Source organism: Actinomadura sp. WAC 06369 (genome assembly GCF_003947565.1).
In the GTDB taxonomy this organism is placed as follows: domain Bacteria; phylum Actinomycetota; class Actinomycetes; order Streptosporangiales; family Streptosporangiaceae; genus Spirillospora; species Spirillospora rifamycini.
This window is the reverse complement of sequence record NZ_QHJN01000036.1, coordinates 12,345-38,299: the sequence shown is the minus strand read 5'-3', so window position 1 is coordinate 38,299 and position 25,955 is coordinate 12,345. Positions and strand designations below refer to the sequence as shown.

Sequence of the window (25,955 nt, the reverse complement as noted above, 5' to 3'; positions counted from 1 at the left end):
CGGGTTCCGGACTCCGGGGCCCGGCCGCACCGGAACCGCGGCAACCGATCCGGTAATCGGAGGATTGTGACGTGGCAACCCTGAAGGTCGGGCTGGTCTCGCCGGAGCGCGAGATCTGGTCCGGCGATGCCAAGATGGTGGTCGCGCAGACCATCGAGGGCGCGCTCGGCATCCTGCCCGGGCACGCCCCGGTGCTCGGCGTCCTCCTCGACGGCAGCGTGGTCAAGATCGAGCCCGCCGACGGCGGCGAGCCGGTCACCGCGATGGTCGGCAGCGGCTTCTTCTCCGTCGCGGCCGACGAGGTGTCGGTCCTGGCCGAGCAGGCCGAGCTGAGCCACGAGGTCGATGTGGACGCGGCGAAGCGCGCGCTCGAAGAGGCGGAGGCGTCCGGCGACGAGGACGGCACGGCGGAGCGGCGGGCGCGCGCCCGGCTGCGCGCGGCGGGCATCGAAGCCTAGTATCGAGGCCGGACGGAACGGCGGGGGGACTTGGGCGAGCACCTGGCAGTGGACGTCGGCGCGGTGCTCGCCGCCCTCGCCGCGGTGTGCGCGCTCGTGTTCCTCGCGATGGCGGTACGCCGCCGCCTGTTCGTGCGCGGCGGCGGCGCGGTCGAGTGCAGCCTGCGGGAGCTGCCGGCCGAGGAGGGCGGCGCCCCGGGAGTGTGGCGGCTGGGCATCGGCCGCTACAAGGGCGATGTCCTGCACTGGCACCGCGTGTTCGGCTTCAGCAGACGGCCCCGGCAGGTGATCCACCGCCGGGGCCTCGTCGTGTCCAACCGCAGGCGCCCGGACCCGGAGGAGGCCGACGGCCTGCTGCCGGACGTGGGCATCATCGAGGTCCGCGACGGCGACCTGCGGGTCGAGCTCGCGATGGGCGCGTCCGCGCTGACCGGCTTCCTGGCGTGGCTGGAGGCGGCGCCCCCCGGCTTCCCGGTGGACCTGCACGTCCCGGAGTAGCCGTTCGGCACGGGCGGGTAAGGGCGCGGTATCGGTTCTCCCCGCGCCCGGCCGGGCGACTTGCCGGTCACGGAGCGTGCGGAGATGATCGCTGCTGGTCAGCTGTCTCTTCCCGTTCGCAGGAGTCCAAGTGCGCAAGCTGCTCAGTGGGTCGGCCGTGCTGCTGCCCGCCGCGACCGTGTCCCTCCTGGCGTTGTCCGCGGTCCCGCCCGCGGGCGCGGCGCCGGCCCGCCCCGACCTCGCCGAGCTGGTGACGGTCGAGGACGTGCGGCGCCACCTGGAGGCGTTCCAGGAGATCGCCGACTACAACGGCGGCAGCCGCGCGGCCGGCACGTCCGGGTACGACCTGTCGGTGAAGTACGTCGTCGGGCGGCTGCGCAAGGCGGGCTTCTCGCCGACCGTGCAGAAGTTCACCTACCCGTACTGGGAGCAGCGTTCGGAGCCGGTGATGGCCCGGACGGGCGGCAAGAGCAAGAAAAAGGCGTACAAGGCGGGCGTGGACTTCGCCTCGATGATGTACTCGGGGTCCGGTGACGTCACCGCCCGCGTGATCGCCGTGGACGTCCCGCCGAAGGGCGAAGAGGGCACCAGCGGGTGCGAGAAGAAGGACTTCAAGGGGTTCGACAAGGGCGCGATCGCGCTCATGCAGCGCGGGAAGTGCTCGTTCGAGACGAAGGCGGAGCGGGCGCGGAGCGCGGGTGCGGCCGCGGCCGTCATCTACAACAGGCCCGATGAGAACGGCCCGATCAACGGGACGGTGTCGAAGCCGGCGAAGCTGCCGGTGCTGTCCACGAGCCACGAGATCGGCGCGGCTTTCGCGAAGGCCGCGGCGAAGGGCGGGCTGACGCTGCGGGTGAAGACGGACACCGAGCACGGGAAGCGGTCGTCCAGCAACGTCATCGCCGACACGAAGCGGGGCCGCGAGGACAACGTGGTCGTCGTGGGCGCGCACCTGGACAGCGTGCCGGACGGCGCGGGCATCAACGACAACGGGACGGGTTCGGCGGCGGTGCTCGCGGTCGCCGAGGAGATCGGCGCGCTCGGCGAGAAGGGCCTGCGGAACCGGGTGCGGTTCGCCTGGTGGGGCGCCGAGGAGGAGGGCCTGCGCGGGTCGACCCACTACGTCGAGAAGATGGACCCGTCCGACCGGCGGCACATCGCCGCGAACCTCAACTTCGACATGCTCGGCTCGGTGAACGGCATCCGCGGCGTGTACGACGGCGACCACTCGCTCGCCCAGGGCACCGTCCCGCCGGCCGGTTCGGCGGCGATCGAGCGGATGTTCCGCGAGTACTACAAGGGCCGCAAGCTGGCGACGGCCGAGAGCGTCTTCAACGGCCGCTCCGACTACGGCCCGTTCATCGAGCACGGCATCCCGGCGGGCGGGATCGCGACCGGCGCGGACGGCGTGAAGACGGCCGCGGAGGCGAAGGCGTACGGGGGGCGCGCGGGCAAGACCTACGACCCGTGCTACCACGAGAAGTGCGACCGGATGAAGAACGTGAACATGAAGCTGCTGGACACGAACGTCGACGGCGTGGCGCACGTGACGCAGCTCCTCGCGGCCAGCACGGTCGCGGTGAACGGCGACGCCCGGCTGCTGCCGGCGGCGCCGGGCCAGGCGGCTTCGCTGTGGAGCGGCGGCCGCCTGCTGCGCTGACCGCCGACCGGACGTTCGGCAAGGAACGGGGCGGGGCCGACGATCGGCCCCGCCCCGTTCGCATGCCCGGTCGTCCTAGCGTTCGCCGCCGGGCTTCCACAGGACGTCGCCGTGGTCGAGGTTCGCGACCCGGCAGAGGATGAACAGCAGGTCCGACAGGCGGTTCAGGTACTTCACGGCCAGCGGGTTGACGCCGCCCGCCGCGGCCTCGGGGTCGTCCGGGGCGGCGGCGCCGTGCGCCTCGACGGCCGCCCACGCGGAGCGTTCGGCGCGCCGGGAGACCGTCCGCGCGACGTGCAGCAGCGCGGCGCCGGGCGTCCCGCCGGGGAGGATGAAGCTGCGGAGCGGCTTCAGCTTCTCGTTCTGCTCGTCGCAGGCCGCTTCGAGCTGCTCGATGTAGGACGCGTCGATGCGCAGCGGCGGGTACTCCGGGTCGGGGACGACCGGGGCGCACAGGTCCGCGCCGACGTCGAACATGTCGTTCTGCACGCGGACGAGGAGCGCGGCGACGTCCTCGGGGAGGGAGCCGAGGGCGAGCGCGGCGCCGATCGCGGCGTTGGCCTCCTCGACGTCGGCGTAGGCGGCCAGGCGCGGGTCGGTCTTGCGGGTGCGGGACGCGTCGCCCAGCGCGGTCGTCCCGTCGTCGCCCGTCCGGGTGTAGATCCGGGACAGGACGACGGGGTTCTCCCTGTTCTTCGCCATGCCGGCCACCCTAGCGCCGGGCTCCGCGCCGAAGGGCGTTCGGTAGTGTGCGACGACATCGTCCGTCAGGTGCCGGGGGGTGGGGTCGTCCGCCCGCGGGAGGCAGGTGCGCCGTGTTCGACTACATCATCGTGGGAGCGGGCAGCGCGGGGTGCGTGCTCGCCGCCCGGCTGACCGAGGACCCGTCCGTCACGGTGCTGCTGCTGGAGGCGGGCCCGCCCGACGACGCCCCCGAGATCCATGTCCCGGCGGCCGTCGCGTCGCTGGCCAAGGGCCCGTACGACTGGGACCACGCGACCGTCCCGCAGGAGCACGCCGCGGGCCGCGGCGTGTCCTGGCCGCGGGGGCGGACGCTCGGCGGCAGCTCGTCCACCGACGCGATGGTCTACACGCGGGGCGCCCCGGCCGACTACGACGCCTGGCGGGACGAGCACGGCTGCGCCGGCTGGGGCTACGCGGACCTCCTGCCGTACTTCCGCCGGGCCGAGGACCAGCAGCGCGGCGAGACCCCGTACCACGGCGTCGGCGGCCCGCTCCGCGTCGAGGACCCGCGCTTCAAGCACCCGCTCACGCAGGCGTGGGTGAAGTCGGCGAAGGCGCACGGGCTCGCCGCCAACCCCGACTTCAACGGCCCCGCCCAGGACGGCGTGGGCTTCTACCAGGTCACGCAGAAGCGCGGGCGCCGCTGGTCGGCGGCCGACGGGTACCTGCACCCGGTCGAGCACCGCCCGAACCTGACCGTCCTCACCGACGCGCTCGCGACGCGCGTCCTGGTGGAGGACGGGCGGGCGGCGGGCGTGACGTACGAGGCGCGCGGGGAGTCGCTGACGGCACGCGCCGACCGGGAGGTGGTGCTGTCGGGCGGGGCGGTGAGCAGCCCGCAGCTCCTCATGCTGTCGGGGATCGGGCCCGCCGACCATCTCCGCGAGCACGGCATCAGGGTGCTCGTCGACGCGCCCGTCGGCCGGAACCTGCAAGACCACCCGTTCGTGAACGTCATGTTCGCCACGCCCCGGACCAAGAACCTGTGGGAGCAGACGAACGCCCGCGCGTTCGCGCTGTACTCCGCCCTGGGGCGCGGCCCGTACGCGTCGAACGTCGCGGAGGCGGGCGGGTTCGTCCGGACGTCCGAGGGGCTTCCCGCGCCGGACCTGCAATACCACGTGCTGCCGACCCCGTTCATCGGCCAGGGGCTCGTCGAGCCGTCGCAGCGGCTGCTGTCGGTGCTGGTCGGCGCGGTCGCGGTCCGCAGCCGGGGGACGCTCGCGCTGCGCTCCGCGAGCCCGCACGCCAAGCCGCTGATCGACCCCGCGTACCTCGCGGACGACGCCGACCTCGCCCTTCTGGTCGCGGGGGTGAAGCAGGCCCGCGCGATCGCCGACACCGGCCCGCTCGCGTCGCTGCTCGGCGGCGAGTTCGCCCCCGGCGAGCAGGTGTCGGACGACGCGGCGATCGCCGCGTTCGTCCGCCGCGAGTGCGCGACGCTGTTCCATCCGACGAGCACGTGCGCGATGGGCGCGGTCGTGGACGGCGAGCTGCGCGTGCGGGGGGTCGAGGGCCTGCGGGTCGTCGACGCGTCCGTCATGCCGTCCGTCCCGCGCGGCGGCACCGGCGCCCCGACGGTCGCGATCGCCGAGCGCGCGGCCGACCTGATCCGCGGGAAGGCGCCGCTGGAGCCCGCGGCGGTCGGCTGAGGCGCCCGTCCGGAACGAGGAACGCCCCCGTCCGTCCGGACGGGGGCGTTCTGTGCGGGACGCGCGCCGTGCGCGTACAACCCGCGGCAGTCAACGCTTCAGGGCCTTCGCGAGCCGGACGCGGCGGGCCCGGCGGGCCTCGCGCCGGCGCTGCAGGACGCGGTCGTCGATGAAGTCCCGGGTGATCTCCGGACGGATCATGTCGTTCTCCTCGTGTTCCGCCGGGCCCTCGCGGCCCGACATCTACGAGGTTCGTCCTAAGGCGGGGGCCGCCGCATCGGGACGAAGGCTTATCCCGGGGCCTCAGGACCGCCTTAGACGGCCCGGACGGCTTATCCGCGGGGGTAGGACTCGTGGAGACGCGGCATAAGGTGCTTTACTAACGAGTACTACGCATGCAAGCGAGCACTTACTGCCTCCCGGGAGGTTCCCATGTCCGTGGCCACGGAGAGCACCGAGAAGACGTTCGCGTCGCTGAACCCGGCCACCGGCGAGGTCGTCGCCGAACACCCCGTCCACGACGGGGCGGACGTCGCCGCCGCGATCGACCGGGCCCGGGAGGCGTCGCGCTGGTGGGGCGAGCTGGGCTGGCGCGAGCGCCGGCTGCGGCTGCTCAACATCAAGGGGTCCCTCGCGCGCAACCTCAACCGGATGGCGGAGATCATCCACCAGGAGACCGGCAAGCCGGTCGCCGACGCGCAGCTCGAGACCATCATGGCGATCTCGCACCTGGACTGGGCGGCCCGCAACGCGCAGAAGGTGCTCGGGCCGCGCACCGTCTTCCCCGGCATGATCGCGATCAACCAGAAGTGCACGCTGGAGTACCAGCCGCTCGGCGTCGTCGGCGTCATCGGCCCCTGGAACTACCCGATCTTCACCCCGATCGGCTCGATCGCGTACGCGCTCGCCGCCGGGAACGCCGTCGTGTTCAAGCCGTCCGAGTTCACCCCGGGCGTCGGGACGTACCTCGCCGAGCTGGTCGCCGGGGTCGTCCCCGAGCACCCGGTCCTCCAGGTCGTGACCGGGTACGGCGCGACGGGCGCCGCGCTCGCGTCGTCCCCGCACATCGGCAAGCTCGCCTTCACCGGCTCCGCGCCCACCGCCCGCAAGGTGATGGCGGCCTGCGCCGAGAACCTCACCCCGATCGTCGCCGAGTGCGGCGGCAAGGACGCCTGCATCGTGGACGGCGACGCCGACCTCGACGCCGCCGCGGACGCCGCGCTGTGGGGCGCGATGTCGAACGCCGGGCAGACGTGCATCGGCGTCGAGCGGGTCTACGTCGTCGACCGCGCCTACGACGCGTTCCTCGGCAAGCTCACCGAGAAGGCCCGCGAGCTGCGCCCCGGCTTCGACCGCGAGGCCGCCTACGGCCCGATCACGATGCCCGGCCAGCTCGACATCATCGAGCGGCACATCAAGGACGCCCTCGACAAGGGCGGCAAGGCCGTCGTCGGCGGGCCCGAGTCCGTCCGCAAGCCGTACGTGGAGCCGGTCGTCCTCACCGACGTCCCGGACGACTCCGCCGCCGTCTGCGAGGAGACGTTCGGCCCGACGATCACCGTGCACCGGGTCGCGTCGCTGGACGAGGCCGTCGAGAAGGCGAACCGCACCAGCTACGGGCTCGCCGGGACGATCTTCTCCGGCAGCAAGTCGCGCGCGATGGAGGCGGCCCGCGCGATGCGGTCCGGCATGACGTCCATCAACGCGTTCGCCGCGTTCGCGCAGGTCGCCGCGCTGCCGTTCGGCGGCGTCGGGGAGTCCGGCTTCGGCCGCATCCACGGCGCGGACGGGCTGCGCGAGTTCGCCCGGCCGAAGGCGATCACCCGGCAGCGGTTCGCGACCATGAACCTGACGTCGTTCGGCCGCTCCGAGAAGGAGATGGCGCGCGTCCTCGGCCTCATCAACATGCTGCACGCCAAGCGCTACAAGCGGTGACCATGGACGGCGGTTCCGCACCGGTGCGCAGCGGCTGGCGGGCCGCGCTGCGCCCGGTGCCGCCGCCTCCGGAGGGGTTCCGCCCGTTCGCCGACGCGGACCTGCCCGTCCTCGCCGCCCTCATGTGGGACGCCTACCGCGGCACCCCCGACGAGGGCGACGTGGGCGGCCCCGACGGCGCCCTGCGGGAACTGCGGCGGACGCTGGCCGGCGAGTACGGCACGTTCCTGCCGGGCGCGTCGTTCGTCGCCGAACCGGACGGACGTCCCGTCGCCGCGGCCCTCGTGACCGTCTACCGGGACGAGCCGCTGCTCGCGTTCCTGTTCACGGCGCCGTCCCACACCGGCCGCGGGCTCGGCCGCGAGCTGGTCCTCGCGGTCATGCACGCCGTCGCGGAGCGGGGCCACGGCACCCTCACCCTCGCCGTGACCCGCCGCAACCGCCGCGCCCGCCTCCTGTACCACCGGCTCGGCTTCGTCGAGATCGCCTGACCCCGTCCCCGCGAGGCGTCAGGCGTCGGGGAACCAGTTCCCGTGGAACCCGGCCGGGACCCGGCGGGGCAGCCGGACGGACGCGACGGCCCGGGTGACGTCCGTCGCGTCCAGGACGAGGAGGTCCGTGGCGGACGCGCCGGAGACGATCGACAGCAGCCAGCCCTCGTCCTCTGCGCGCGCGCCCTCGGCCGGGACGAACACGGCCTCGCCGACGTGCACGTCGCCGTCGAACTCGTGCGCGGTCGACGAACCGTCCCGCACGTCGTACTTCACGATGGCGTTGTCGGCCACGGTGTAGAGGTACCGGTTCGGCAGGCCCGTTCGCGTTTCGTCGTGGGTGGGGAACTCGACGGCCCGGTCGTCGAGCCGCTCCTCGGCGACGCGTCCGGTCGCGGGGTCGAGCGTCCAGCGGTGCAGGCGGGCGCTGTCGAACAGCGCCGCCGCGCGGACCGGGTCGGCGGAGCCGCCGATCCGCTCCCACAGGGCGGTGAACCCGCCGGGGGCGTACCGCACGGCGTCGAGGACGATCCGGCCCGCCGCGTCCTCGTGCGCGTTCCCGACGTGGAAGACGTAGCACGGGTCGATGTCGAACCATCGGACGTCCCCGGCGGAGTCCCGGCGCATGACGCCGAGCCGCGCCCGGTACCCGTCGTCCCAGCGGTACGGCATGGACCGCCCGGCCATCGCCAGGTCGAGGTCGAACACGACGGGCAGGTCGAGCCAGACGACGTGGTTCTCGGTGACGGCGAAGTCGTGCATCATCGTCCCCGCGGGCACGTCGATCTCGCGGCTCTCCACGAGCCGTCCGTCCGCGGCGAGGCGGTGGTAGGTGAGGTACGGCGGGAGGAAGCCGTAGCCGAAGAACAGCAGCTCGCCGGTCGCCGGGTCCTGCTTGGGGTGCGCGGTCATCGCGGTGGTGAGGCGCCCGCCGAAGTCGCGGGGGCCGAGCGTCTCGAGGTCGGGGGTCACCGCGTGCGGGAGCCCGGCCTCCACCAGCGCGAGGATCTCGCCGGCGTGCCGGACGACGTGGGTGTTGGCGGGGACGGCGGCGAGGTCGAGCGTCCCGTCCTTGTGCACGTACGGGGCGTCCTCGGTGAACTCCCGGGTCCGCACCCAGCGGTTGCGGTACCACTCGGCGCGGCCCGCGCGGAGCCGGACGCCGTGCAGCATCCCCGGGCCGGTGAACCAGTGGCCGCTCGGCCGCCCCGGCGGCGGGTTGGGGCCGTTGCGGAAGTAGCGGCCGGTCAGATCGGGCGGGAGGGTGCCCGTGACGGGGAGGTCGGACGCCTCGATCTCGTCCGGGACGGGGGCGAGATGCCCGTCGAGCCACATGCCGGTGTCCTGCGTCGTGCCGGTGTCCTGCGTCGTGCCGGTGTCCTGGGTCATGGTGGGGCCTGCCTTTCGTCGGACGGCTCCGGCGCGGTCCGGGGTCGCCTCGGGGGAGCACATTCCACTATTGACAGGTCGAACGTAGACATTCCAGTTATGACATGTCAAGACGGGAAGGTAGGGTGGACGCCATGAGCCTGCGACACGCCGTGCTGGGACTGATCGCCGAACTGGACGGGGCCAGCGGCTACGACCTGCTGAAAATGTTCGAGATCTCGCTCGCGAACGTGTGGCCGGCCACGCAGAGCCAGGTCTACGGCGAACTCGGGAAGCTCGCCGACGCGGGGCTCATCGACGCGGCGGTCGAGGGGCCGCGCGGCCGCAAGGAGTACGCGATCACCGACGCGGGGCGGGCCGAGCTGCACCGCTGGCTCGTGGAGGCCGAACCCAAGAAGCCGATGCGCGACGAGACGCTGCTGCGCGTCTTCCTGCTCGGCAGCGCCACCCCGCAGGAGGCGCAGGAGTACATGCGGGCCGAGACCGACCGGCTCGACGGCGCCCTGGACGACCTCGCCGCCCTCGACGGGAAGGTCGACTGGGACGACGACGACCTCTCGCGCTACGGGCGGCTCGTCATCGAGTACGGCAGGCGGTCCCTCGCGATGCGCCGCGACTGGTTCGAGTGGGCCCGCGCCGAGATGCGGTCGTTCGACGAGCCCGCCCGCTAGCGCGGGCCCTCCGGGCCGGGCCGCCGCCCTCGGGGGCGTGGCGGCCCGGCCGTCCGGCCGTCAGCGGAAGTCGTCGGCGTGGTCGGCGGCCCAGTCGGCGAACGTGCGCGCCGGACGTCCGGTGATGCGCTCGACCTCGCCGGTCGGCTCCGCGGGGGCGTCCACGGAGCCCGCGCGCAGGCGGAGCAGGACGTCCACCAGGCCCTCCCGCATATAGGGCAGCGCCGACATCTCCTCGCGCGCCTCCTCCGGGGTGATCTCCTCGAAGACGGCCGGGAGGCCGGTCGCCTCGGCGATGGCGCGGACCTTCTCCGGGTCCGTCAGCGCCTCGGGGCCGCTCAGCACCGGACGCGCGCCGAGCAGCGCGTCGGTGAGCAGGGCGCGGCCCGCGACGGCGGCGACGTCGCGCTCGTGGACCGGCGCCGACCGGCCCGCCGCGTACGGCGCCCGCACCGGGCGCCCGGCGCGGATCGCGTCCCGCCAGCCCAGCGCGTTGGACGCGAACTCGCCGGGGCGCACGAACGTCCACTCGAGCCCCGAGTCCTCGATCGCGGCCTCGAACGCGAGGTGGTGGGCGGCGAGGTCGTTGGCCGGGTCGGGGTCGAGCGCGGCGGCCGACGACAGCAGGACGGCGCGGCGGACGCCGTGCCCGGCGGCGCGGGGGAGCAGGTCGCCGAGGCCGTCCCGGAACGCCGCGGGGTTGATGAAGATCGCCGTGACGCCGTCCAGCGGCATGTCGGCGGTGCGGGCGACCTCGACCTCGGTGGGCAGCCGCGCGGTCGCCGGGTCGCGGGTGAGCGCGCGGATCTTCGCGCCCGCGCAGAGCAGCTCGCCGACCACGTGGCGGCCGACGTTACCGGTGGCACCGGTGACGAGGAACATGGCGGTTCTCGCTTTCCGTGGGGAACCGCTCCAGGTTCATCCAAGTGGATGAACTTGTCAACCGAATGGATGAAGCGGTGGGCGCGCGGCTACGATGGCCGCGTGACGGAACGCAGGGCACGGGCGCGGCGGGCGCCGGAACCGGACGAGCGCAGGCTCGACGCCGAGCGCACGCGCAGGCTCCTGCTGGAGGCGGCGCTGGACGAGTTCGCCGCCAAGGGGTACGCGGGCGCCCGCGTGCAGGACATCGCCGACCGGGCCGGCGTCAACAAGCAGCTGATCAGCTACCACTTCGGCGGCAAGGCGGGCCTGTACCGCGAGCTCGGCCGCCGCTGGCTGGAGCGGGAGGCCGAGTTCAACGACCCCGGCGTGCCGCTGCACGACCTCGTCGTCCGGTACCTGCGCAACGCGCTGGACGACCCGCGCGGCTCGCGGCTCGAAGCGTGGCGCGGCCTCACCGAGGACCCCGGGGAGGGCCCGTCCCACCCGCCCGAGGACCTGTCGGACATGGCGCGCCGCAAGGCCGCCGGCGAGATCGCCGGCGACCTCGACCCCGGCTACGTCATGCTCGCGCTGCACGCGCTGGTGTCACTGCCGATCACCCGGCCGACCGTCGTCCGGGACGTCCTCGGCGAGGACCCCGCGTCGCCCGCGTTCCGCGAGCGCTACGCCGAGCAGCTCGCCCGGATCGTCCGCCACCTCGCGGGCTGAGGCCCCGGGTCAGTCCTGCCAGAACTGGAACAGGGCGTGGCCGATCGCGATCTGGAGCTCCTCCAGGCCGATCGCGTCGGTGATGGAGTAGACGAGGTTGAAGAAGCCCTCGTTGATGGGGCCGAGCCACAGCAGCGCGACCAGCACCAGGAACGCGTACCCCGCGTACTGGCTCGCCTGCCGCACCCAGCTCCGCGGCAGGTACGGCTCGATGATCCCGAAGCCGTCCAGGCCCGGGATCGGCAGCAGGTTCAGGATCGCGGCGGTCACCTGGAGGAACGCCAGGAACGCCACGCCCACCCAGAAGACGCTGTGGGAGTCGTCGGCGAGGGTGTTGAGCAGGACGGCCAGGACGACGGCGAACAGGATGTTCGACAGCGGGCCCGCCGCCGAGATGAGGCTGTGCCGGATCTTCCCGCGGATCGAGTGCCGGTCGATCCACACCGCGCCGCCCGGCAGGCCGATGCCGCCGAGCAGGATGAACAGCACCGGGATCGCGAAGCTCAGCACCATGTCGGCGTACTTGAACGGGTTGAGCGTCAGGTAGCCCTTGGTGGCGACGCTGTGGTCGCCCGAGCGGAACGCCGTGTAGGCGTGCCCGAACTCGTGCAGGCACAGCGACAGGATCCACCCGGCCAGCACGAACACGAACAGCGCGATCCGGGCCGGCTGCTCGGTGATCTGCCCGTACCGCCACGTCACCAGCCCCGCCAGGGCGGTCGCCGCCACGATCAGCAGGAACACCGGGCTCGGCCGGACCGCCGAACCTCCCCGCGTGCCGTGCGCGATGTCCGTCATGTCATGCCCTTTCCGCCGCGATGGCGGGCACGACGTAGGTGCGCAGGAAGCGGCGCAGCCCGTCGGCGTCCCGGTCGCGGTCCATCACGATCAGCGAGGTGATGATCCGGAAGAGGAACTCCACCGTGCCCTCCACCTCGATGTCCGGCCTGAGCGTCCGCTGCCGCTGCGCGCGCTCGAAGTGGGGCCGGACGTACTCGCAGCACAGGTCGAGGACGTGCTCGGCCGCCCCCGCCACGGCCGCCTGCATGTGCCCCGCCGCCTCCGGCACGAGGAAGTGCGCGATCGTCGGCGCGCCGCGGACGTACTCGACCGCGTCCAGCGTGCCCTCGACGATCGCCTCCGGGACCGACCGCTCCTTGCGGAGCCGCTCGGTGAGGTAGTCGAGGAAGCGCAGGAGGTCGCGCACGACGACGGCGAGGATCAGTTCGTCGCGTCCCCCGGTGACGGCCCGGTAGACCGTCGCCCGGGACAGCTTCGCCGCGGCCGCGATGTCCTCGACCGTGGTTTTCGCCACTCCGAACCGGCCGAAGCACTCTTCGGCGGCGTCGATGATGCGCTCACGGGTGGCGTCGGAGGCGACCGGGGGCATGCCCTGAACACTACCGGGCGCCCGCGCCTGCCCGTGATGCGCAGGAAGTCGCCCGTGCGGGAGGTCCGGCCGTCAGCCGAAGTAGTGGCCGTCCTCCAGGTCGGCGAGCAGCGAGACCTCCTCGGGCTTCCAGCCAAGCCGCTCGCGGGTCAGCGCGCTCGACGCCGGAAGGTCGAGCGACGCCATGAAGCCGATCCAGCCGAAGTGCGCCGCCGCCTCCCCGCGCGGGACCCCGACGACCGGCACGTCCAGGCGGCGCCCGATGACGGACGCGATGTCGCGCAGCGGCACCCCCTCGTCGTCCGCCGCGTGCAGCCGCGTGCCCGGCGCCGCGCCCTCGAGCGCCAGCCGGAACAGCCGCGCCGCGTCCAGCCGGTGGACGGACGGCCAGCGGTTCGCCCCGTCCCCCACGTGGCCCGCGACGCCCCGCTCCCGCGCGCAGGCGATCAGCGCCGGGACGAACGCCCGGTCGCCGTGCCCGTGCACGGACGGCGGCAGCCGGACGATCGACGACCGCACCCCCCGATCGGCCAGCGCGAGCGTCGCCGCCTCCGTCTCGTCCGCTACTTCACGGCCGTCGCCGAGCACCGCCACTTCGGCCGCGCCGCCGAGGCCCTGCACATCACGCAGCCGTCCCTCAGCCGCCAGGTGCGCGCCCTCGAACGGCGGCTCGGCGCCCGGCTGCTGGACCGCACGCCCCAGGGCACCCGGCTCACGGAGGCGGGCGAGGTCTTCCTGCCCCGCGCCCGGGCCCTGCTGCGCTCGGCCGAGCAGGCCGCCGCCGCGACCCGCGCCGCCGCCGAGCCGTCCCGGATCACCATCGGCTGCACGAGCGTCATCGTCACCCCGGCCGTCCGCGAACTGCGCCGCCGGCACCCGGACGCCGATGTCCGCACCGTCCACGTCGCGTGGAACGAGCCCCGCTCCGCCCTGCTCGACCACCGCGTCGACGCGGTGGTCGCCTGCCTCCCCTTCCCGACGGACGGGCTGCACGTCACCGTCCTCTACGACGAGCCGCGCGTCCTGGTCGTCCCCCTCGACCACCGCCTCGCCGGGAAGGAGTCGGTCACCCTCGACGACATCGCCGACGAGCCCATGCCGCGGGTGCCCGATCCCGACCCGGACTGGGAGGCGTTCTGGCGCCTCAACCCCCGCCCCCACGGACGCCCCGCCCCGGACGGCCCCCTCATGGACGCCATCGAGGACAAGTTCGAGTTCGTCGCCGCCGGCGAGGCCGTCGCCATCATGCCCCGCCCGCGCCACCACGCGCTCCGCCCCGACCTCACCACGGTCCCCATCGAGGGCCTCGCCCCGGGCCACGTCGCCCTGGCCGCCCGCGCCGGCGACCGCAACCCCCTCGTCGCCGACTTCCGCAAGATCGCCCGGTCCCGCCTGCCGGGCGGCCCGGGTCAGGCCGCGACGGCCGGTCGCAGGACGTCCTCGCACCACTCACGGAACCCGGTCGGCGACCGCTTGACGTCCGGCCCCACGTCGTAGATGCCCCGGTTCTGCGCGTCCGCCATGTCGATCACGGCCTGCGCGGTGCCCTCGGCCGCCCCGTTCCGCAGCAGCGCGGCCCTGTACTCGGCGAGGCCCGTCTCCACGTACCGGACGGGACGTCCCAGCACCTCCGCCATCGTGCGCGCCATGTCCACGGGGCTGAGGTCGCCGGGCGCGAGCACCGGGACGCCGTCCCGCCCGTCCCACGTGCCGTCGAGCAGCAGCTCGGCCGCGGCGGCGGCGATGTCGCGGACGGCGCACAGGGCGAGCGTCCGGTCCGCGCCGGAGGTGAGGCGGAACTCGCCCGCCCCGATCGAGGCGGTCTGGCCGAGCAGGTTCTCCATGAAGAACGGCATCCGGAGCGCCCGGAAGCCGGCGCCGGTGCTCTCCAGCATGCCCTCCATCGCGTGCGCCGCCGCGAGGTGCCCCGTGGGGCCGGGGAAGCCGCGGCCCAGGCTCGACACCGCGACGACCCGCTCGACGCCCCGCCGCTCGATCGCGTCGCACGCGGCGGCGGTGAAGTCCGCGTAGTACCGCCGGACGTCCGCGACGGAGAAGTCCGGGGGGACGAGCCAGAACACGCGGTCGGCGCCCGCGAACGCCCGCGAGACGACCTCGGCGTCGGCGTGCGATCCCCGCACGGTCTCGACGCGCCCGCGCACCGCTTCGGGCAGCCGCGCGGGATCCCGCACGATCACGCGGACGTCCTCCCCGGCGTCCAGCAGGAGGTCCAGGAGCAGGCGGCCGATCCGGCCGGTGGGGGCGGTGACGACGATCATGGGATCTCCAGTTCGGAAGGGGAGCGCCCGGAACCGGGCGCCTCCGACGATGCCCGCCCGCGCGGCGCGGCTGAAGGATCGCTTCGGACGCGCGCATTACCCTGAGGGCAATACCGATCGGAGGACGTCCGTGGAGTCCAGGCCGCTGCGCTACTTCGTCGCCGTCGCCGAAGAACTCAACTTCACCCGCGCCGCCGAACGCCTCGGCATCTCCTCCCCGCCCCTCTCCCGGGCGATCCGCGCACTCGAGAGGGAACTGGGCGTCGCCCTCTTCGAGCGGTCGACGCACCACGTCGCGCTCACCCCGGCGGGGACCGTCCTGCTCGCCGAGGCCCGCGCCGCCCTCGACGCCCTGGACGCGGCCGGGCGCCGGGCGCGGCGCGCCGCCGCCCCCGAACTCGTCCTCGCCGCCAAACCCGACGGCGACGCGGGCCTCCTGGAGACCCTCCTGGAGAAGTACGCGACGGAACCGGACGCCCTCCCGGTCGCCGTCCGCCTGTGCGGCTGGGGCGACCAGACGCGGCTGCTGCGCACCGGCGAGGCCGACGCGGCCCTGATCGGCGAGCCGTTCGACCGCACCGGGCTCGACACCGAACCGGTGTCCGCCGAGCCCCGCGTGGCCGCCCTCCCGGCCGCGCACCCCCTCGCCGCGCGCGACCGGACCGCCCTCGCCGACCTCGCCCTGCCCGGCGTCGAGCCGTCCCGTCCGGACGGGCTGCGCCGCTTCCTCGACGGCATCGTCGAGCGGCACGGCGTCCGCGACCTGCCCCACCTGCTGAAGCTCGTCGAACTCGGCGAGGTCGTCACGCTGCTGCCCGCGTCCGTCGCCGCCCGGTACCCGCGCCCCGGCGTCGCCTACCGTCCCGTCCCCGACGCGCCTCCCGCGGTGCTCGTCATCGCGTGGCCGCGGCAGTCCCGTTCGAGGGCCGTCGCCGCGCTCGTCCGCGCCGCCGCGTCCCTCGCGACGAGCGACCATATGCCTTCCCATATCGAGTGCTGAGCAATATCAATATTGGACATGCTCGAACGGTCGGTGATCTTCTAGCCCGCATGACCCGACCCTTTCTCCGGCTGGGCGCCGCGGCACTGACCACCGGCGCGCTGCTCGGCGGCGCGGCCTGCGGGGCCGCCCCGACCGAGCCCCGCGTCGCGATCCCGGTGGCCGAAACCGGCAAGATCGCCCCGAAAACCGCCCTGGACGAGACGCTGGCGGAGATCGAGAAGTCCCGCGGCGTGCGCATCGGCGCGGCGGGCATCGACCTCGCCACCGGCAAGACCGTCGGCTACCGCGCCGGCGAGCGCTTCCCGTTCAACTCGATGTTCAAGGTGTTCGCGTGCTCCGCCGTCCTGCACAAGGCGCGCACCGACAGCCCCGGGCTCATGGACAAGGTGGTCCGCTGGACGCCCGGCGACATGACCGGGCTCACCGGGAACTCGCCGGAAACCACCGAGTACACCGACACCGGCATGACGCCCGCGCAGCTGTGCCGCGCGGGGATCACCAAGTCCGACGGCTTCGCGGGCAACAAGCTGCTGGACCAGATCGGCGGACCGTCCGGCCTGACGCGGTTCTTCCGCACCAACGGCGACCGGGTGAGCCGCCTCGACCGTCCCGAGCCGCACCTGACCGAGTGGGAGCCCGGCCAGGTCCGCGACACGACCACCCCCGCGGCCGCCGCCCGCACCTTCACCGGCCTCACCACCGGCAACGCCCTGCACCCGAGCGACCGGGCACGGCTCGTCGGCTGGCTGAAGGCGAGCCTCACGGGCGCCGACCGCATCAAGGCCGGGCTGCCCTCGGACTGGACGGTCGGCGACAAGACCGGCACCGGCGGCGCGTCCAACCACGGGACGGCGGGCGACATCGCGCTCGTGTGGTCGCCCGGAACGGAGGAGCCGATGGTCCTGGCCGTCCTCACGAACCGCACCACCGACGACACCCCGCACGACGACAAGGCCATCGCCGAAACCGCGACCGCCCTCGCCCGAGCCCTCGGCCGCCTCTGACCGCGCCGAAAACCGGTTGGCCGGCCGCGGCCGCCGCGCATATTTTCCGATCATGGATGAGCTAGAGCTCCTCGACCGCTCCGGCGGCCCGGTCACCCGCGGCGGACTCGTCCGCGATCTGCGCGCATTGGGCCTGGCCGAGGGCGACATCGTCATGTTCCACACCCGGATGTCGGCCTTGGGGTACGTCGCGGGCGGCCCCCCGACGGTCATCAACGCGCTGCGGGACGCGGTCGGCGCGGCGGGCACGCTCATGGTCACCTGCGGCTGGAACGACGCCCCGCCCTACGAGTTCACCGACTGGCCCGCGGAGTGGCAGGCGGCCGTGCGCGCCGAGCACCCCGCCTACGACCCGCGGGTCAGCGAGGCCGACCACCACAACGGCCGACTGGTCGAGGCACTGCGCCGCTGGCCGGGTGCGGTCCGCAGCCGTCACCCCGACGCCGGCTTCGCCGCGCTCGGCCCGGCCGCCCACGCCCTGATGGACGACCACCCGTGGGACGACCCGCACGGCCCCGGCAGCCCGCTGGCCCGCCTGGCCGCAGGAGGCGGACGGGTGCTGCTGCTCGGCGCACCGCTCGACACCCTCACGATCCTGCACCACGCGGAGGCCCTCGCCGAGGCGCCGGGGAAGCGGTTCGTCGACTACGAGCAGCCGATCACCGTGGACGGCGAGCGCGTCTGGCGGCGCTTCCACGACATCGACTCCGAGAACGGCGCCTTCGACTACACCCCCGTCGTGCCCGAGGGGACGGACCCCTTCGAGGCCATCGCCCGCGACATGATCGCCGCCGGGCACGGACGCCACGGCCGGGTAGGCGCCGCGACCAGCCACCTGTTCGAGGCGGCCGACGTCGTGGCCTTCGGCGTCGACTGGATCGAGACCAGACTCGGGCGATCGGAGCGGGAGCGCCCGGTGCAGCCCTGAGCGCGGCGCCCTGTTCCCGGAGGGCTCGTTGCCAGAGCCGAAGAAGCGCGTCACCCGCTCCGCCGCGGCGGGTTCCGCCACGGCGAGCATCTCCAGCAGGCCGTCGCCGGAGGACGCCGAGATGTGGACGCGGCCCGTCGCGCGCCACACGCCGCCCCGGTCCCGCGTGATCGTCCACTCGGGGAAGAGCCGCCGCAGGAAGAGCAGCAGCACGCCCTCGTTCACGCGGGCACCGGTTCGAGTTCGGCCCACACGACCTTCCCGCCCTCGCTCAGCGGACGGGTGCCCCAGCGGCGCACGAGCGCCTCGATGAGCAGCAGCCCGCGCCCCGACTCCGCGGCGAAGTCCACCGGACGGACGATCGGCGGCGCGTCCGACACGTCCCACGCCTCCACCACGGCCGCGCCGTCGTCCCGCCGGTAGGCCCGGACGACCACGGGGTCGCCCGCCCGCGACCCGTGCCGGATCGCGTTGGCCGCCAGCTCGCTGATCACGGTCCGGGCGACGTCGTCGTCCAGCCGCCACGCCCCGAACGTCATCGCGACGAAGTCGCGCACCTGCTTGATCGCCCCCGGATCCGCCTTGATCACGAGGGTATGTGGCTCGCCGGACATGGTCACCTCACCGATTGTCGATTTCCGGTGACAGAGTGCGCTCGGCGGCTTAGCGTTGTCGCGTGCCCCCGCAAGACCCGCAAATCTGCTGATCTTGAAAGGTCACGCCGGATGACGAACGAACCCCCCGACCCGATGACCAGCATGTGGGCGTGGATCGCCTACCAGCTGCGCTATCAACGCATCGAGCGCAGCCTCTCCGGCGACGCGGTGGCCAAGCTGCTCAACTGCTCGCGCGCCACGATTTCCAGACTGGAGACGGGAGAGGCGCGCCTCCAGGACAAGCAGGCCGCGAAGCTGGACAAAGAGTGGCGGCTGGGCCCTTTCTTCACCGTGGCCCTCTGGTACGCCCGCCTGGCGCCCGACCCGCAGTGGCTCTCGAACTACACGCAGTTCGAGGCGCGTGCCTCCCGCATCCAAATGTTCGACGGCCAAACGGTCCCCGTCTTGCTTCAAACGCCTGAGTATGCCCGCGCTCTTCTGCTGGCCGGGCGAAATGCCGACGCGGACGTGGAGAAGGCGATCACCGAACGCCTCGGACGGCAACAGCGATTGGCGACCACCGACCCGCCGGAACTCTGGGTGCTGTTGACGGAAAACATCCTCACGTGGCCGGTGGGCGGGACAGAGATCATGCTCGGCCAGCTGGCCCACCTTCTTGAGTTGGCCGAGCGGCCGACCGTCACCATGCGCATCGTCCCCCGGCAATCGGGCGCCTCTGAAGGGCTGGACGGCTCCTTCAAGGTCATCACCGTGCGAGAGGGCGAGGTCGGCTACATCGAGGCTGCGACCGGCGGTCGGCTCGTCATGGACGTGGAGGCCGCGCGTGGCCTGCGGGTGCGCTTTGACCGCATCGGAGCAAAGGCCCTGCCCGTAGACTCCACGGCAAAGACGATCCATCGAGCCATGGAGGCTTTGGAACATGAGCGCTCCCGTATGGCGGAAATCGAGTCGATCCGCTGAAGGAACGTCCGCTCAGTGCGTGGAAGTCGCCCCCTTGCCCGGTGGAATCGGGGTGCGGGACAGCAAGGAGCCTGAGGGTGGGCATCTCGTGCTCGGGGTCGCCGCGTTCCGGGCGTTGCTGGACGAGCTGAAGCGGTAGTCAGAGCGCGTAGTTCCGCAGGTGGCGGAGGGCGAGGGCGGCGTCCGGGCCTTCCGTGACCAGCGTCGATCGTTCGGCGGGGAGGCGGCGGGCGCCGACGCGGCAGAACTCGGACGCGGGCCCGCGGATCACCGACTCGGCTTCCGGGTCGCCGAACTCCCAGCGGTCGCCGTCGGGGGCGGTCAGCTCGCACCGGACGGGCGCGGCCTGCTCGCCCGCCGCGGCCAGCGCGTACGGGAGGGTGCGGTGGGCGAGCCAGGCGATGTGCCGCAGCCGTGAGGTGTCGGGGTAGGCGGCGCCGAGCGGGCCGGTGATGTCGAGCGCGTGCGCCCAGTGTTCGGCGATCCGCGTCGTGGCGAGCGTCCGGGGCGAGAGAGGCGCGGCCGCCCACAGCAGCTTCGTCCCGGGGGCGCAGTCCCGCAGCGCGTCGAGCGACGCGTGCGCCGAGGTCCGCCAGCGGGCGTGCAGGGCTTCGGGCGGTGCGCCGCGGTCGTCCGCGACGAGCCGGTCCACCGTGTCGTCCAGGGCGACGCCGGGTTCGCGGTCGAACACCGAGTCGCGTCCGGCGGCGGAGGCGAGCACGAGTTCGTTGGTCTGGGCCAGGTGGATCACCACGTCGGCGATCGACCATCCCGCGCACGCGGACGGACGGTCCCAGGCGGGGGCGTCCAGGCCCGTGAGGACCTCGTCGAGCTGATCGAACTCCGCGGCCAGATCGTCGAAGACGTCCATGGCCGCCACGGTACCGAACCGGGTTCGGTTCGGCCAGGGGAGCGGCACCGGCCCGTGCGGGTCGGGCGCCGGGCGCGGTGCCGCCCTGTCCGGGAATCGCGATCAAATGCGGGTCGAAGTGGAGGCGTACCCGCCGCCGGGGTAGACCCACGCGCCGGTGAGCGTGGTGCCGTCGGCGTCGAAGGTGCCCTCGTAGTAGGCCGGGCTGCCCTTGGCTCCGGCCCAGATGGTCAGCTTGTCGCCCTCCAGTTCGTAGACGTAGTCGAAGGTGTTGCCCGCCGAGTCGTAGTACCGCGACACCACGTCCGCCCCGGTCGGCTCGCCGAACGGGCGCAGGTTGCCGATGACTTCCATGCCGGTGACGGGCTCGCCGAACTGGGTGAGCTCGACGTGCTGGACCAGGAAGAACCGGCCGGGCATCCACTCGTAGCGGACGGTGCCCTCCGCGCCGCCGGTGACCTTCCAGGTGCCGACCAGACGGTCGAGGGCCTTCACTGCGGGGCTGGGCTGCTGGTTCTCGATCATGTCGTCCTCCTGTGCGGTTGCTCGCCGGTACCTCGGAGCGGTCTGCCGGGCTTTGACGCCTGGGTGATGTGATCTGAATCACAGTCGGGTGGCGTCAAGAACCCCGGCCCGGGTCCGAGGTAGCGAGCGAGAACCCACCGAAAGGGAGAACGACATGACCGCCACCACCGCCGCCGTTCCCGTCCGCGAGACCGTTCGGACGTCCGGGCGCCTGCTGCTCGCGGGAGCGCTGGCCGGGCCGCTCTTCTTCGCCTCGGCGATCGCGCAGATGCTCACCCGCGAGGGCTTCGACATCACCCGGCACCCCATCAGCCAGCTGTCCACCGGCGACCTGGGGTGGATTTAGATCCTCACCTTCGTCCTGGCGGGGGCGGGCGCGCTGGGGCTGGCCGCCGGCGCCCGGCGCACGCTCACCGAGGGGCTCGGACGGCGGGCGCTGCCGATCCTGGTAGGCGTCTTCGGCGCCGGGCTGGTGGCGGCTGGGGTCTTCACCATGGACCCCGAAAAGGGCTTCCCGGCCGGCACCCCCGAGGGGCCGGTCGCGCAGATGTCCTGGCACGGCGTCGCGCACTCGGCCGCCGCGGCGGTGGCGTTCGCCGCGCTGGCCGTCGCGGCGATCGTGCTGGCCGTCCGGTGCGCCCGCCGCCGGGCCCCGGCTCCCGCCGTGCTGAGCGGTGTCGCCGCGCTGGTGCTGCTGGTGCCGATGACGCCCGCCTACATGAGCATCCAGATCGCGGTGAACGGCGCGGTCGCCTTTACCTGGACGACCGTGCTCGCGGTGTGGCTGCGGCGGGCCGCCGCCTGACGCGACCGTAACGTTGCCCGCGACGACCGATCGAAGGATTCACGATGAAGTACCTGCTACTCGCCTACACCCCGGTCGACGCGTGGGACGCCGCCACCGCCGACGTCCCCTCGGAAGAGGCGCTGGCCGCGTTCGCGACCTACCGGAAGCTGGAGGAGGAGTTGATCGCGTCCGGTGAGTTCGTGACCAGCGAGGGCCTGGGGCATCCGGCGGTCAGCACCACCGTCCGCCGCGACGGCGGCACGGTGGTCGCCACCGACGGCCCCTTCGCCGAGCTGAAGGAGGTCCTGGCCAGCTTCGCCGTGATCGACGTGACGGGCCGGGAGCGCGCCGTCGAGATCGCCGCGCGCATCGTCGAGGCGCTCGGCGAACCGATCGAGATCCGCCCGATCATGGGCGAGGACTTCGGGGCGTGAACCGGGAGCTCGAGCACCTGCTGCGCACCGAGGCGCCGCAGGTGCTCGGCGCGCTCGTCCGCCGCTTCGGCCGGTTCGACGTCGCCGAGGACGCGGTGCAGGAGGCGCTGCTGGCCGCGAGCCGCAGTTGGCCGGACGAGGGAGTCCCGGAGAATCCGCGGAGCTGGCTCATCCGTGTCGGGTACCGGCGCATGGTCGACCTGATCCGCTCCGACCAGGCCCGCCACCGCCGCGAGCGGGAGGTCGGCGCGGCCGAGTCGGCGATGCAGGCACCCGAGCGCCGGGCGGGCCCCGTCCGCGAGACCGACGACAGCCTGACCCTGCTGCTGCTGTGCTGCCATCCCGCGCTGGAGCCAGCCTCCCAGGTGGCGCTCACGCTGCGGGCGGTCGGCGGCCTGACCACAGCCGAGATCGCCCGCGCCCACGGGACGACCGAGTCCACCATGGGCGCCCGGATCAGCCGCGCCAAGCAGCGGCTGGCCCGCGCCGGAGCGCGCTTCGCGCCGCCCACCGACGCCGACCGCGACGGACGCATCGCCGCCGTGATGCGGGTGCTCTACCTGGTCTTCAACGAGGGCTACACCGCCACCGCCGGCGACCGGCTCGCCCGGGTCGACCTGACCCGCGAGGCGATCCGGCTGACCCGCATGCTGTGCGCCGCGCTGCCCGGCGACGCCGAGGCGACCGGTCTGCTGGCGCTGATGCTGCTCACCGAGTCCAGGCGCACCGCCCGCACCGACGGCGGCGACCTGGTCCCCCTGCACGAGCAGGACCGCACCCGGTGGGACCGCGACCTGATCGCCGAGGGCACCGCCCTCATCGACGGCGTCTGGAACCGCGACCGGCCGGGGCCCTACCAGATCCAGGCCGCCATCGCCGCCGTGCACGCCGCGGCGTCCTCGCCCGACGAAACCGAATGGGCCCAGATCGCCGTGCTGTATCTGTGGCTCGAACGGCTCACTCCTACGGCGCCGGTCCGGCTCAGCCGCGTGGTGGCGGTCGCGCACGCCTACGGTCCGGCCCGCGGCCTGGCGCTCCTGGACGACCTGGTCCGGCGCCACCGCCTGGACCTGGATCCGCTCGCCGTGCAGCGCGAGCACGCGGTCCGCGCCCACCTGCTCCAGATGACCGGCGACACCGCGCGCGCGGCCGACCTCTACCGCCGGGCGGCCGACCTGACCGGGAACGAGGTCGAGAAGCGCTACCTGCTCGGCAAGGCCGACGGCCTCGGCTGAGCGGCAGGGACGCCGGCCCGCGGTGACCGCGTGCCGCTCCGAAGGGGACGGGCGGGGGAGCGGCACCGGCCCGGGCGGAGCGGCCGCCGGGCTCGGTGCCGCGCCGGGTCAGGTCCAGGAGGTGCCGGCGGGCTCCTTGATGGACGCGTTGAGACGGTTGAACATGTTCGTCACGCCGATCAGCAGGATGAGCGCGGCGAGCTGCTTCTCGTCGAAATGGTCGGCGACCCGGTCCCACAGTTCGCCGTCCACGGCGTCGCCGGAGCGGTCGGCGAGCCGGGTGACCGCCTCGGTCAGCTCCAGCGCCGCCCGCTCGGCGTCGTCGAAGAACGGCGCCTCCCGCCACGCGGCGACCGCGGCGATCCGCTCGGCGGACTCCCCGGCCTTCACCAGGTTGGCGTGGTGGGCGTGGACGCACGCCGAGCAGCCGTTGATCTGGCTGGCGCGCAGGCCGACGATCTCCTGCAGTTCGTGGGAGATACCGCCCTGGTTCACGGCCTTGAAGATGGCGCCGATGCCCTTCATGCCGTCGGGCAGCACGAAGGCGGGATTGGTCATGCGCGCTTGCATTGTCGGGTCCTTTCGCGGGGGTGGCACGGCCCCCGAAGGGGCGGGTCGGTGAAGAGCCGCCGGCGGCATCACCAACCTTCGTCGGGGCGCGGGCCGCGATCAACGTAAACTTCGCGCACATGCCGATAACGCAGGGGTTATGACCCGAGAGGGACGCCGGTGGAGCTGCGTGACATCGAGATCTTCCTGACGCTGGCCGAGGAGCTGCACTTCGGGCGCACCGCCGACCGCCTCCACGTGTCCCAGGCGCGGGTCAGCCAGGCGATCGCGCGGCAGGAGCGCCACCTGGGCGGGCGGCTGTTCGACCGCTCCAACCGCCGCCGGATCCGCCTGACCGCGCTGGGCCGCCAGCTCCACGACGACCTCCGGCCCGTCTACGCGAGCCTGCTCGACGGCCTGGAACGCGCCCGGCTGGCCGCCCGCGGCGTCACCGCCGTCCTGCGCGTCGGCATGCTGCCGTTCAACACCGCCGACCTGCACCCCTTCTGGGACGCCTTCCGCTCCCGGCACCCGCAGTGGCGGCTGCAGATCCGCCGCGCCCCGTTCACCGACCCGTTCGCGCGGCTCCGCGCCGGTGAGCTGGACGCCCTGATCGTGTGGCTGCCCGTGGAGGAACCCGACCTGGCGGTGGGCCCGGTCCTGTTCACCGATGCGCGGCTGCTCGCCGTGTCCGCCGAGGACGAACTGGCCTCGCGCTCGTCGGTGCCGCTGGAGGCGCTCGCCGGGCGCCGGCACGCCACCGCCCCCGCCATGCCGGACTACTGGGAGGACCGCTACCTGCCGTTCCAGACGCCGCGGGGCCGTCCCATCGAGCGCAGCCAGATCGTCACCAACGGCGACGACCTCATCCACCTGGTCAGCACGGGCGAGATCGTCCACGGCTTTCCCGCCCACGTCACGAAGTACTGGTCCATGCCGCACATCCGGTGGCTGCCCCTGCCGGACACGCCGCCCCTGTCGTACGCGCTGGTCTGGCGCCGTGAGGCCGAGAACGACGCCGTCCGCGCCCTCGCCGGAACCATCCGCGACCTCGGCCCCCGCCCCTGACCGACCGGACGGGCGCCAGGCGACGGCGTAGGGCGCTGCGGGCTGCGGGCCCGTGCCCTTGCGGGCGGTGATCCGGGCGCCCGACGCGAGGCGCGCCTTGACCTTCGTGCCCGGGACGACGACGTGCTCGGGCCCCTCGGGCGTGCGGACGCGCTCGTCGTGGCGGTCGACCCATTGGACGTCCAGGCCGCGCGGCGACACGGGCGCGGCTCCGGCGCGGGAAAGCGCGGGACCTCCGCGTCGAGCTGTTCGAGGCGGGTTCCGGCGAGGCCGTCGCCCGGGTCGCGGCGCAGTGCCTCGCGGTAGGCGGCGGTCGCCCCGTCGCGGTCGCCGAGCCAGGTGAGGGCGTGGCCGAGGTGGATCGGCACCAGCGGGTCACCGGGGTCGGCGTCGATCGCCGCGCGGGCGGCTTCGGCGGCCGGGGCGGTCACCTCGTCCCCGTCCTCCTCCTCGGCGCCGTTGAACGGCGGGCCGTCCCAGTCGTGGTCCCAGCCGGAATTCACCTCGTGCTCCACGTCGGTGCACAGGCGGAACTCGAAGGACGCGACGAGGGAGCGGCCGATCGTGACCGTGGCGGGATCGGCGTCCCCCCGGTGCCGCGGTCGTCCCAGAAGCGGCAGGCGCAGTCGCGGAGGAGCCGGAGGGCTTCACTCGGCAACCTCGGCACGACCGGGCCCGTGGCGGGTCAGTCGCCGGCGGGGTCGAGGACGCAGTCGTCGCCGCTGACGTCGACGTCGTCCGGGGCGGGCTCCCAGCGGAGGGTCTCGGGGCGGACGTCCAGGGTCACGTACGTCTCGCCCTCTTCGAGGCAGTAGTCGTGGTCGCGTCCGACGCGGACGCCGCCCAGGTCGGTGACGACGAAACCGCGCCTGCGGTCGAGCTGCACTTCGACGGTGAAGCCGTTGCTCCGGGAGTTGCGGAATTCCGCGTCCCGGGGGATCACCCACATCTGCGAGGTCTTCTGCTCGACCAATGCCTGGTCGCCCACCTCGTTGTCCTGGTCCCATCCGTCGATGTAGACGGTCATGCCCGGCTGGATCTGCCACAGCGCGTTCAGGGGCTCGTTCGGGCAGGCCGCGGCCATAGTCAGGACGGGCAGACACGCCGCGGCCGCCCGGATCTTGCGGGACATGGGGGGACCCTTTCGATTGGTCGGACGGTCGCAGTTTCGCAGCAGGGACGGCGCTTCGCGTTAACGCCTCCGGTCCGTTCGC

29 protein-coding genes and 1 pseudogene are annotated in these 25,955 nt (G+C 73.4%); 18 read left to right on the top strand and 12 right to left on the bottom strand.

From position 1 onward, the window contains the following. Positions 1-71 precede the first annotated feature (71 nt). The 3 genes from DMH08_RS12675 (at position 72) to DMH08_RS12665 (ending at position 2,616) form a co-directional block, all read left to right on the top strand. A complete protein-coding gene (locus DMH08_RS12675) occupies positions 72-458 on the top strand; it encodes a F0F1 ATP synthase subunit epsilon (protein ID WP_026402453.1) in 387 nt (128 codons plus the stop codon). A 30-nt stretch (positions 459-488) separates the two neighbouring features. Beyond that, positions 489-956 carry a DUF2550 domain-containing protein gene (locus DMH08_RS12670; RefSeq protein ID WP_034517838.1) on the top strand — a complete coding sequence of 156 codons (468 nt, stop codon included), beginning with the start codon at positions 489-491 and terminating at the stop codon, positions 954-956. Positions 957-1,086: 130 nt separating this feature from the next. Further along, positions 1,087-2,616, top strand: a complete 1,530-nt coding sequence (locus tag DMH08_RS12665; protein ID WP_125613972.1) for a M28 family peptidase — start codon at positions 1,087-1,089, stop codon at positions 2,614-2,616. 75 nt (positions 2,617-2,691) lie between these two features. Here the strand turns inward: DMH08_RS12665 and DMH08_RS12660 are convergent, their stop codons facing one another. Beyond that, on the bottom strand, positions 2,692-3,318 hold the full coding sequence (locus DMH08_RS12660) for a cob(I)yrinic acid a,c-diamide adenosyltransferase (protein ID WP_125613969.1): 627 nt from the start codon (positions 3,316-3,318) through the stop codon (positions 2,692-2,694). Between the two features lie 113 nt (positions 3,319-3,431). On the opposite strand from DMH08_RS12660, the gene DMH08_RS12655 reads away from it, so the two are divergent. The 3 genes from DMH08_RS12655 to DMH08_RS12645 all read left to right on the top strand — a co-directional run bounded on the left by DMH08_RS12655 (position 3,432) and on the right by DMH08_RS12645 (position 7,438). Further along, positions 3,432-5,012 (top strand): GMC family oxidoreductase, encoded by a 1,581-nt coding sequence (locus tag DMH08_RS12655; protein ID WP_125613966.1) that lies wholly within the window; start codon positions 3,432-3,434, stop codon positions 5,010-5,012. Positions 5,013-5,444: 432 nt separating this feature from the next. Further along, a complete protein-coding gene (locus DMH08_RS12650; RefSeq protein ID WP_125613963.1) occupies positions 5,445-6,947 on the top strand; it encodes an aldehyde dehydrogenase family protein in 1,503 nt (500 codons plus the stop codon). A gap of 2 nt (positions 6,948-6,949) precedes the next feature. Further along, on the top strand, positions 6,950-7,438 hold the full coding sequence (locus DMH08_RS12645; RefSeq protein ID WP_125613960.1) for a GNAT family N-acetyltransferase: 489 nt from the start codon (positions 6,950-6,952) through the stop codon (positions 7,436-7,438). 18 nt (positions 7,439-7,456) lie between these two features. On the opposite strand, the gene DMH08_RS12640 is transcribed toward DMH08_RS12645, so the two are convergent. Next, the gene (locus tag DMH08_RS12640) at positions 7,457-8,827 is read right to left on the bottom strand and encodes a carotenoid oxygenase family protein (protein WP_125613957.1); all 1,371 of its coding nucleotides are present in this window, start codon (positions 8,825-8,827) and stop codon (positions 7,457-7,459) included. Positions 8,828-8,961: 134 nt separating this feature from the next. Here DMH08_RS12640 and DMH08_RS12635 point away from each other — a divergent pair, with 134 nt between their 5' ends. Beyond that, complete coding sequence (locus tag DMH08_RS12635; RefSeq protein ID WP_125613954.1) at positions 8,962-9,498, top strand: PadR family transcriptional regulator; 537 nt, start codon at positions 8,962-8,964, stop codon at positions 9,496-9,498. A gap of 60 nt (positions 9,499-9,558) precedes the next feature. On the opposite strand, the gene DMH08_RS12630 is transcribed toward DMH08_RS12635, so the two are convergent. Further along, positions 9,559-10,380 (bottom strand): NAD(P)H-binding protein, encoded by an 822-nt coding sequence (locus DMH08_RS12630; protein WP_026402460.1) that lies wholly within the window; start codon positions 10,378-10,380, stop codon positions 9,559-9,561. Between the two features lie 102 nt (positions 10,381-10,482). On the opposite strand from DMH08_RS12630, the gene DMH08_RS12625 reads away from it, so the two are divergent. Beyond that, on the top strand, positions 10,483-11,091 hold the full coding sequence (locus tag DMH08_RS12625; RefSeq protein WP_026402461.1) for a TetR family transcriptional regulator: 609 nt from the start codon (positions 10,483-10,485) through the stop codon (positions 11,089-11,091). A gap of 9 nt (positions 11,092-11,100) precedes the next feature. Here DMH08_RS12625 and DMH08_RS12620 read toward each other — a convergent pair whose 3' ends face one another. From DMH08_RS12620 to DMH08_RS40960, 3 genes are all read right to left on the bottom strand, one after another. Continuing rightward, positions 11,101-11,889, bottom strand: coding sequence for a site-2 protease family protein (locus DMH08_RS12620; protein ID WP_034517839.1), 789 nt, complete (start codon positions 11,887-11,889; stop codon positions 11,101-11,103). A gap of 1 nt (position 11,890) precedes the next feature. Further along, a complete protein-coding gene (locus tag DMH08_RS12615; RefSeq protein ID WP_026402463.1) occupies positions 11,891-12,481 on the bottom strand; it encodes a TetR/AcrR family transcriptional regulator in 591 nt (196 codons plus the stop codon). Between the two features lie 72 nt (positions 12,482-12,553). Further along, positions 12,554-13,000 (bottom strand): hypothetical protein, encoded by a 447-nt coding sequence (locus tag DMH08_RS40960; protein WP_199747759.1) that lies wholly within the window; start codon positions 12,998-13,000, stop codon positions 12,554-12,556. On the opposite strand from DMH08_RS40960, the gene DMH08_RS12610 reads away from it, so the two are divergent. Beyond that, positions 12,956-13,978, top strand: a complete 1,023-nt coding sequence (locus tag DMH08_RS12610; RefSeq protein WP_233617555.1) for a LysR family transcriptional regulator — start codon at positions 12,956-12,958, stop codon at positions 13,976-13,978. The two genes, DMH08_RS40960 and DMH08_RS12610, sit on opposite strands and share 45 nt — an antisense overlap. On the opposite strand, the gene DMH08_RS12605 is transcribed toward DMH08_RS12610, so the two are convergent. Continuing rightward, positions 13,891-14,760, bottom strand: a complete 870-nt coding sequence (locus DMH08_RS12605; RefSeq protein WP_125613948.1) for an NAD(P)H-binding protein — start codon at positions 14,758-14,760, stop codon at positions 13,891-13,893. The genes DMH08_RS12610 and DMH08_RS12605 overlap by 88 nt on opposite strands. A gap of 130 nt (positions 14,761-14,890) precedes the next feature. Between DMH08_RS12605 and DMH08_RS12600 the strand changes: the two genes are divergently transcribed. From DMH08_RS12600 to aac(3), 3 genes are read left to right on the top strand one after another with little or no spacing between them, the layout of a single operon-like run. Beyond that, a complete protein-coding gene (locus tag DMH08_RS12600) occupies positions 14,891-15,760 on the top strand; it encodes a LysR family transcriptional regulator (protein WP_125613945.1) in 870 nt (289 codons plus the stop codon). A 50-nt stretch (positions 15,761-15,810) separates the two neighbouring features. Continuing rightward, positions 15,811-16,767 (top strand): class A beta-lactamase, encoded by a 957-nt coding sequence (bla, locus tag DMH08_RS12595; RefSeq protein WP_125613942.1) that lies wholly within the window; start codon positions 15,811-15,813, stop codon positions 16,765-16,767. Between the two features lie 52 nt (positions 16,768-16,819). Next, on the top strand, positions 16,820-17,695 hold the full coding sequence (gene aac(3) / locus DMH08_RS12590) for an aminoglycoside 3-N-acetyltransferase (RefSeq protein ID WP_125613939.1): 876 nt from the start codon (positions 16,820-16,822) through the stop codon (positions 17,693-17,695). A 221-nt stretch (positions 17,696-17,916) separates the two neighbouring features. Here aac(3) and DMH08_RS12585 read toward each other — a convergent pair whose 3' ends face one another. Continuing rightward, the gene (locus DMH08_RS12585; RefSeq protein ID WP_233617557.1) at positions 17,917-18,309 is read right to left on the bottom strand and encodes an ATP-binding protein; all 393 of its coding nucleotides are present in this window, start codon (positions 18,307-18,309) and stop codon (positions 17,917-17,919) included. Between the two features lie 111 nt (positions 18,310-18,420). Between DMH08_RS12585 and DMH08_RS12580 the strand changes: the two genes are divergently transcribed. Together DMH08_RS12580 and DMH08_RS12575 are read left to right on the top strand one after the other, a co-directional pair. Then, positions 18,421-19,272 (top strand): helix-turn-helix domain-containing protein, encoded by an 852-nt coding sequence (locus DMH08_RS12580; RefSeq protein ID WP_158642298.1) that lies wholly within the window; start codon positions 18,421-18,423, stop codon positions 19,270-19,272. Then, complete coding sequence (locus DMH08_RS12575) at positions 19,232-19,411, top strand: DUF397 domain-containing protein (protein WP_125613930.1); 180 nt, start codon at positions 19,232-19,234, stop codon at positions 19,409-19,411. Before DMH08_RS12580 ends, DMH08_RS12575 begins: the two co-directional genes overlap by 41 nt. Here the strand turns inward: DMH08_RS12575 and DMH08_RS12570 are convergent, their stop codons facing one another. Next, entirely contained in the window at positions 19,412-20,143 is a 732-nt protein-coding gene (locus DMH08_RS12570; RefSeq protein WP_125613927.1) for a maleylpyruvate isomerase family mycothiol-dependent enzyme, read from the bottom strand. Between the two features lie 102 nt (positions 20,144-20,245). Continuing rightward, on the bottom strand, positions 20,246-20,668 hold the full coding sequence (locus DMH08_RS12565) for a hypothetical protein (RefSeq protein WP_125613924.1): 423 nt from the start codon (positions 20,666-20,668) through the stop codon (positions 20,246-20,248). Between the two features lie 154 nt (positions 20,669-20,822). Here DMH08_RS12565 and DMH08_RS12560 point away from each other — a divergent pair. From DMH08_RS12560 to DMH08_RS12550, 3 genes and pseudogenes are all read left to right on the top strand, one after another. Continuing rightward, positions 20,823-21,473: pseudogene (locus DMH08_RS12560) on the top strand (DUF998 domain-containing protein). A 44-nt stretch (positions 21,474-21,517) separates the two neighbouring features. After that, entirely contained in the window at positions 21,518-21,889 is a 372-nt protein-coding gene (locus DMH08_RS12555; protein ID WP_125613921.1) for a YciI family protein, read from the top strand. After that, entirely contained in the window at positions 21,886-23,124 is a 1,239-nt protein-coding gene (locus DMH08_RS12550) for an RNA polymerase sigma factor (protein WP_125613919.1), read from the top strand. The genes DMH08_RS12555 and DMH08_RS12550 overlap by 4 nt, the downstream gene beginning before the upstream one ends. Before the next feature lie 108 nt (positions 23,125-23,232). Here DMH08_RS12550 and DMH08_RS12545 read toward each other — a convergent pair whose 3' ends face one another. Continuing rightward, positions 23,233-23,682 carry a carboxymuconolactone decarboxylase family protein gene (locus DMH08_RS12545; RefSeq protein WP_233617554.1) on the bottom strand — a complete coding sequence of 150 codons (450 nt, stop codon included), beginning with the start codon at positions 23,680-23,682 and terminating at the stop codon, positions 23,233-23,235. A 171-nt stretch (positions 23,683-23,853) separates the two neighbouring features. Here DMH08_RS12545 and DMH08_RS12540 point away from each other — a divergent pair, with 171 nt between their 5' ends. After that, positions 23,854-24,741, top strand: a complete 888-nt coding sequence (locus DMH08_RS12540) for a LysR family transcriptional regulator (RefSeq protein ID WP_125613914.1) — start codon at positions 23,854-23,856, stop codon at positions 24,739-24,741. A 685-nt stretch (positions 24,742-25,426) separates the two neighbouring features. Here the strand turns inward: DMH08_RS12540 and DMH08_RS12535 are convergent. Then, complete coding sequence (locus tag DMH08_RS12535; RefSeq protein WP_034517843.1) at positions 25,427-25,873, bottom strand: hypothetical protein; 447 nt, start codon at positions 25,871-25,873, stop codon at positions 25,427-25,429. Positions 25,874-25,955: the final 82 nt, after the last annotated feature.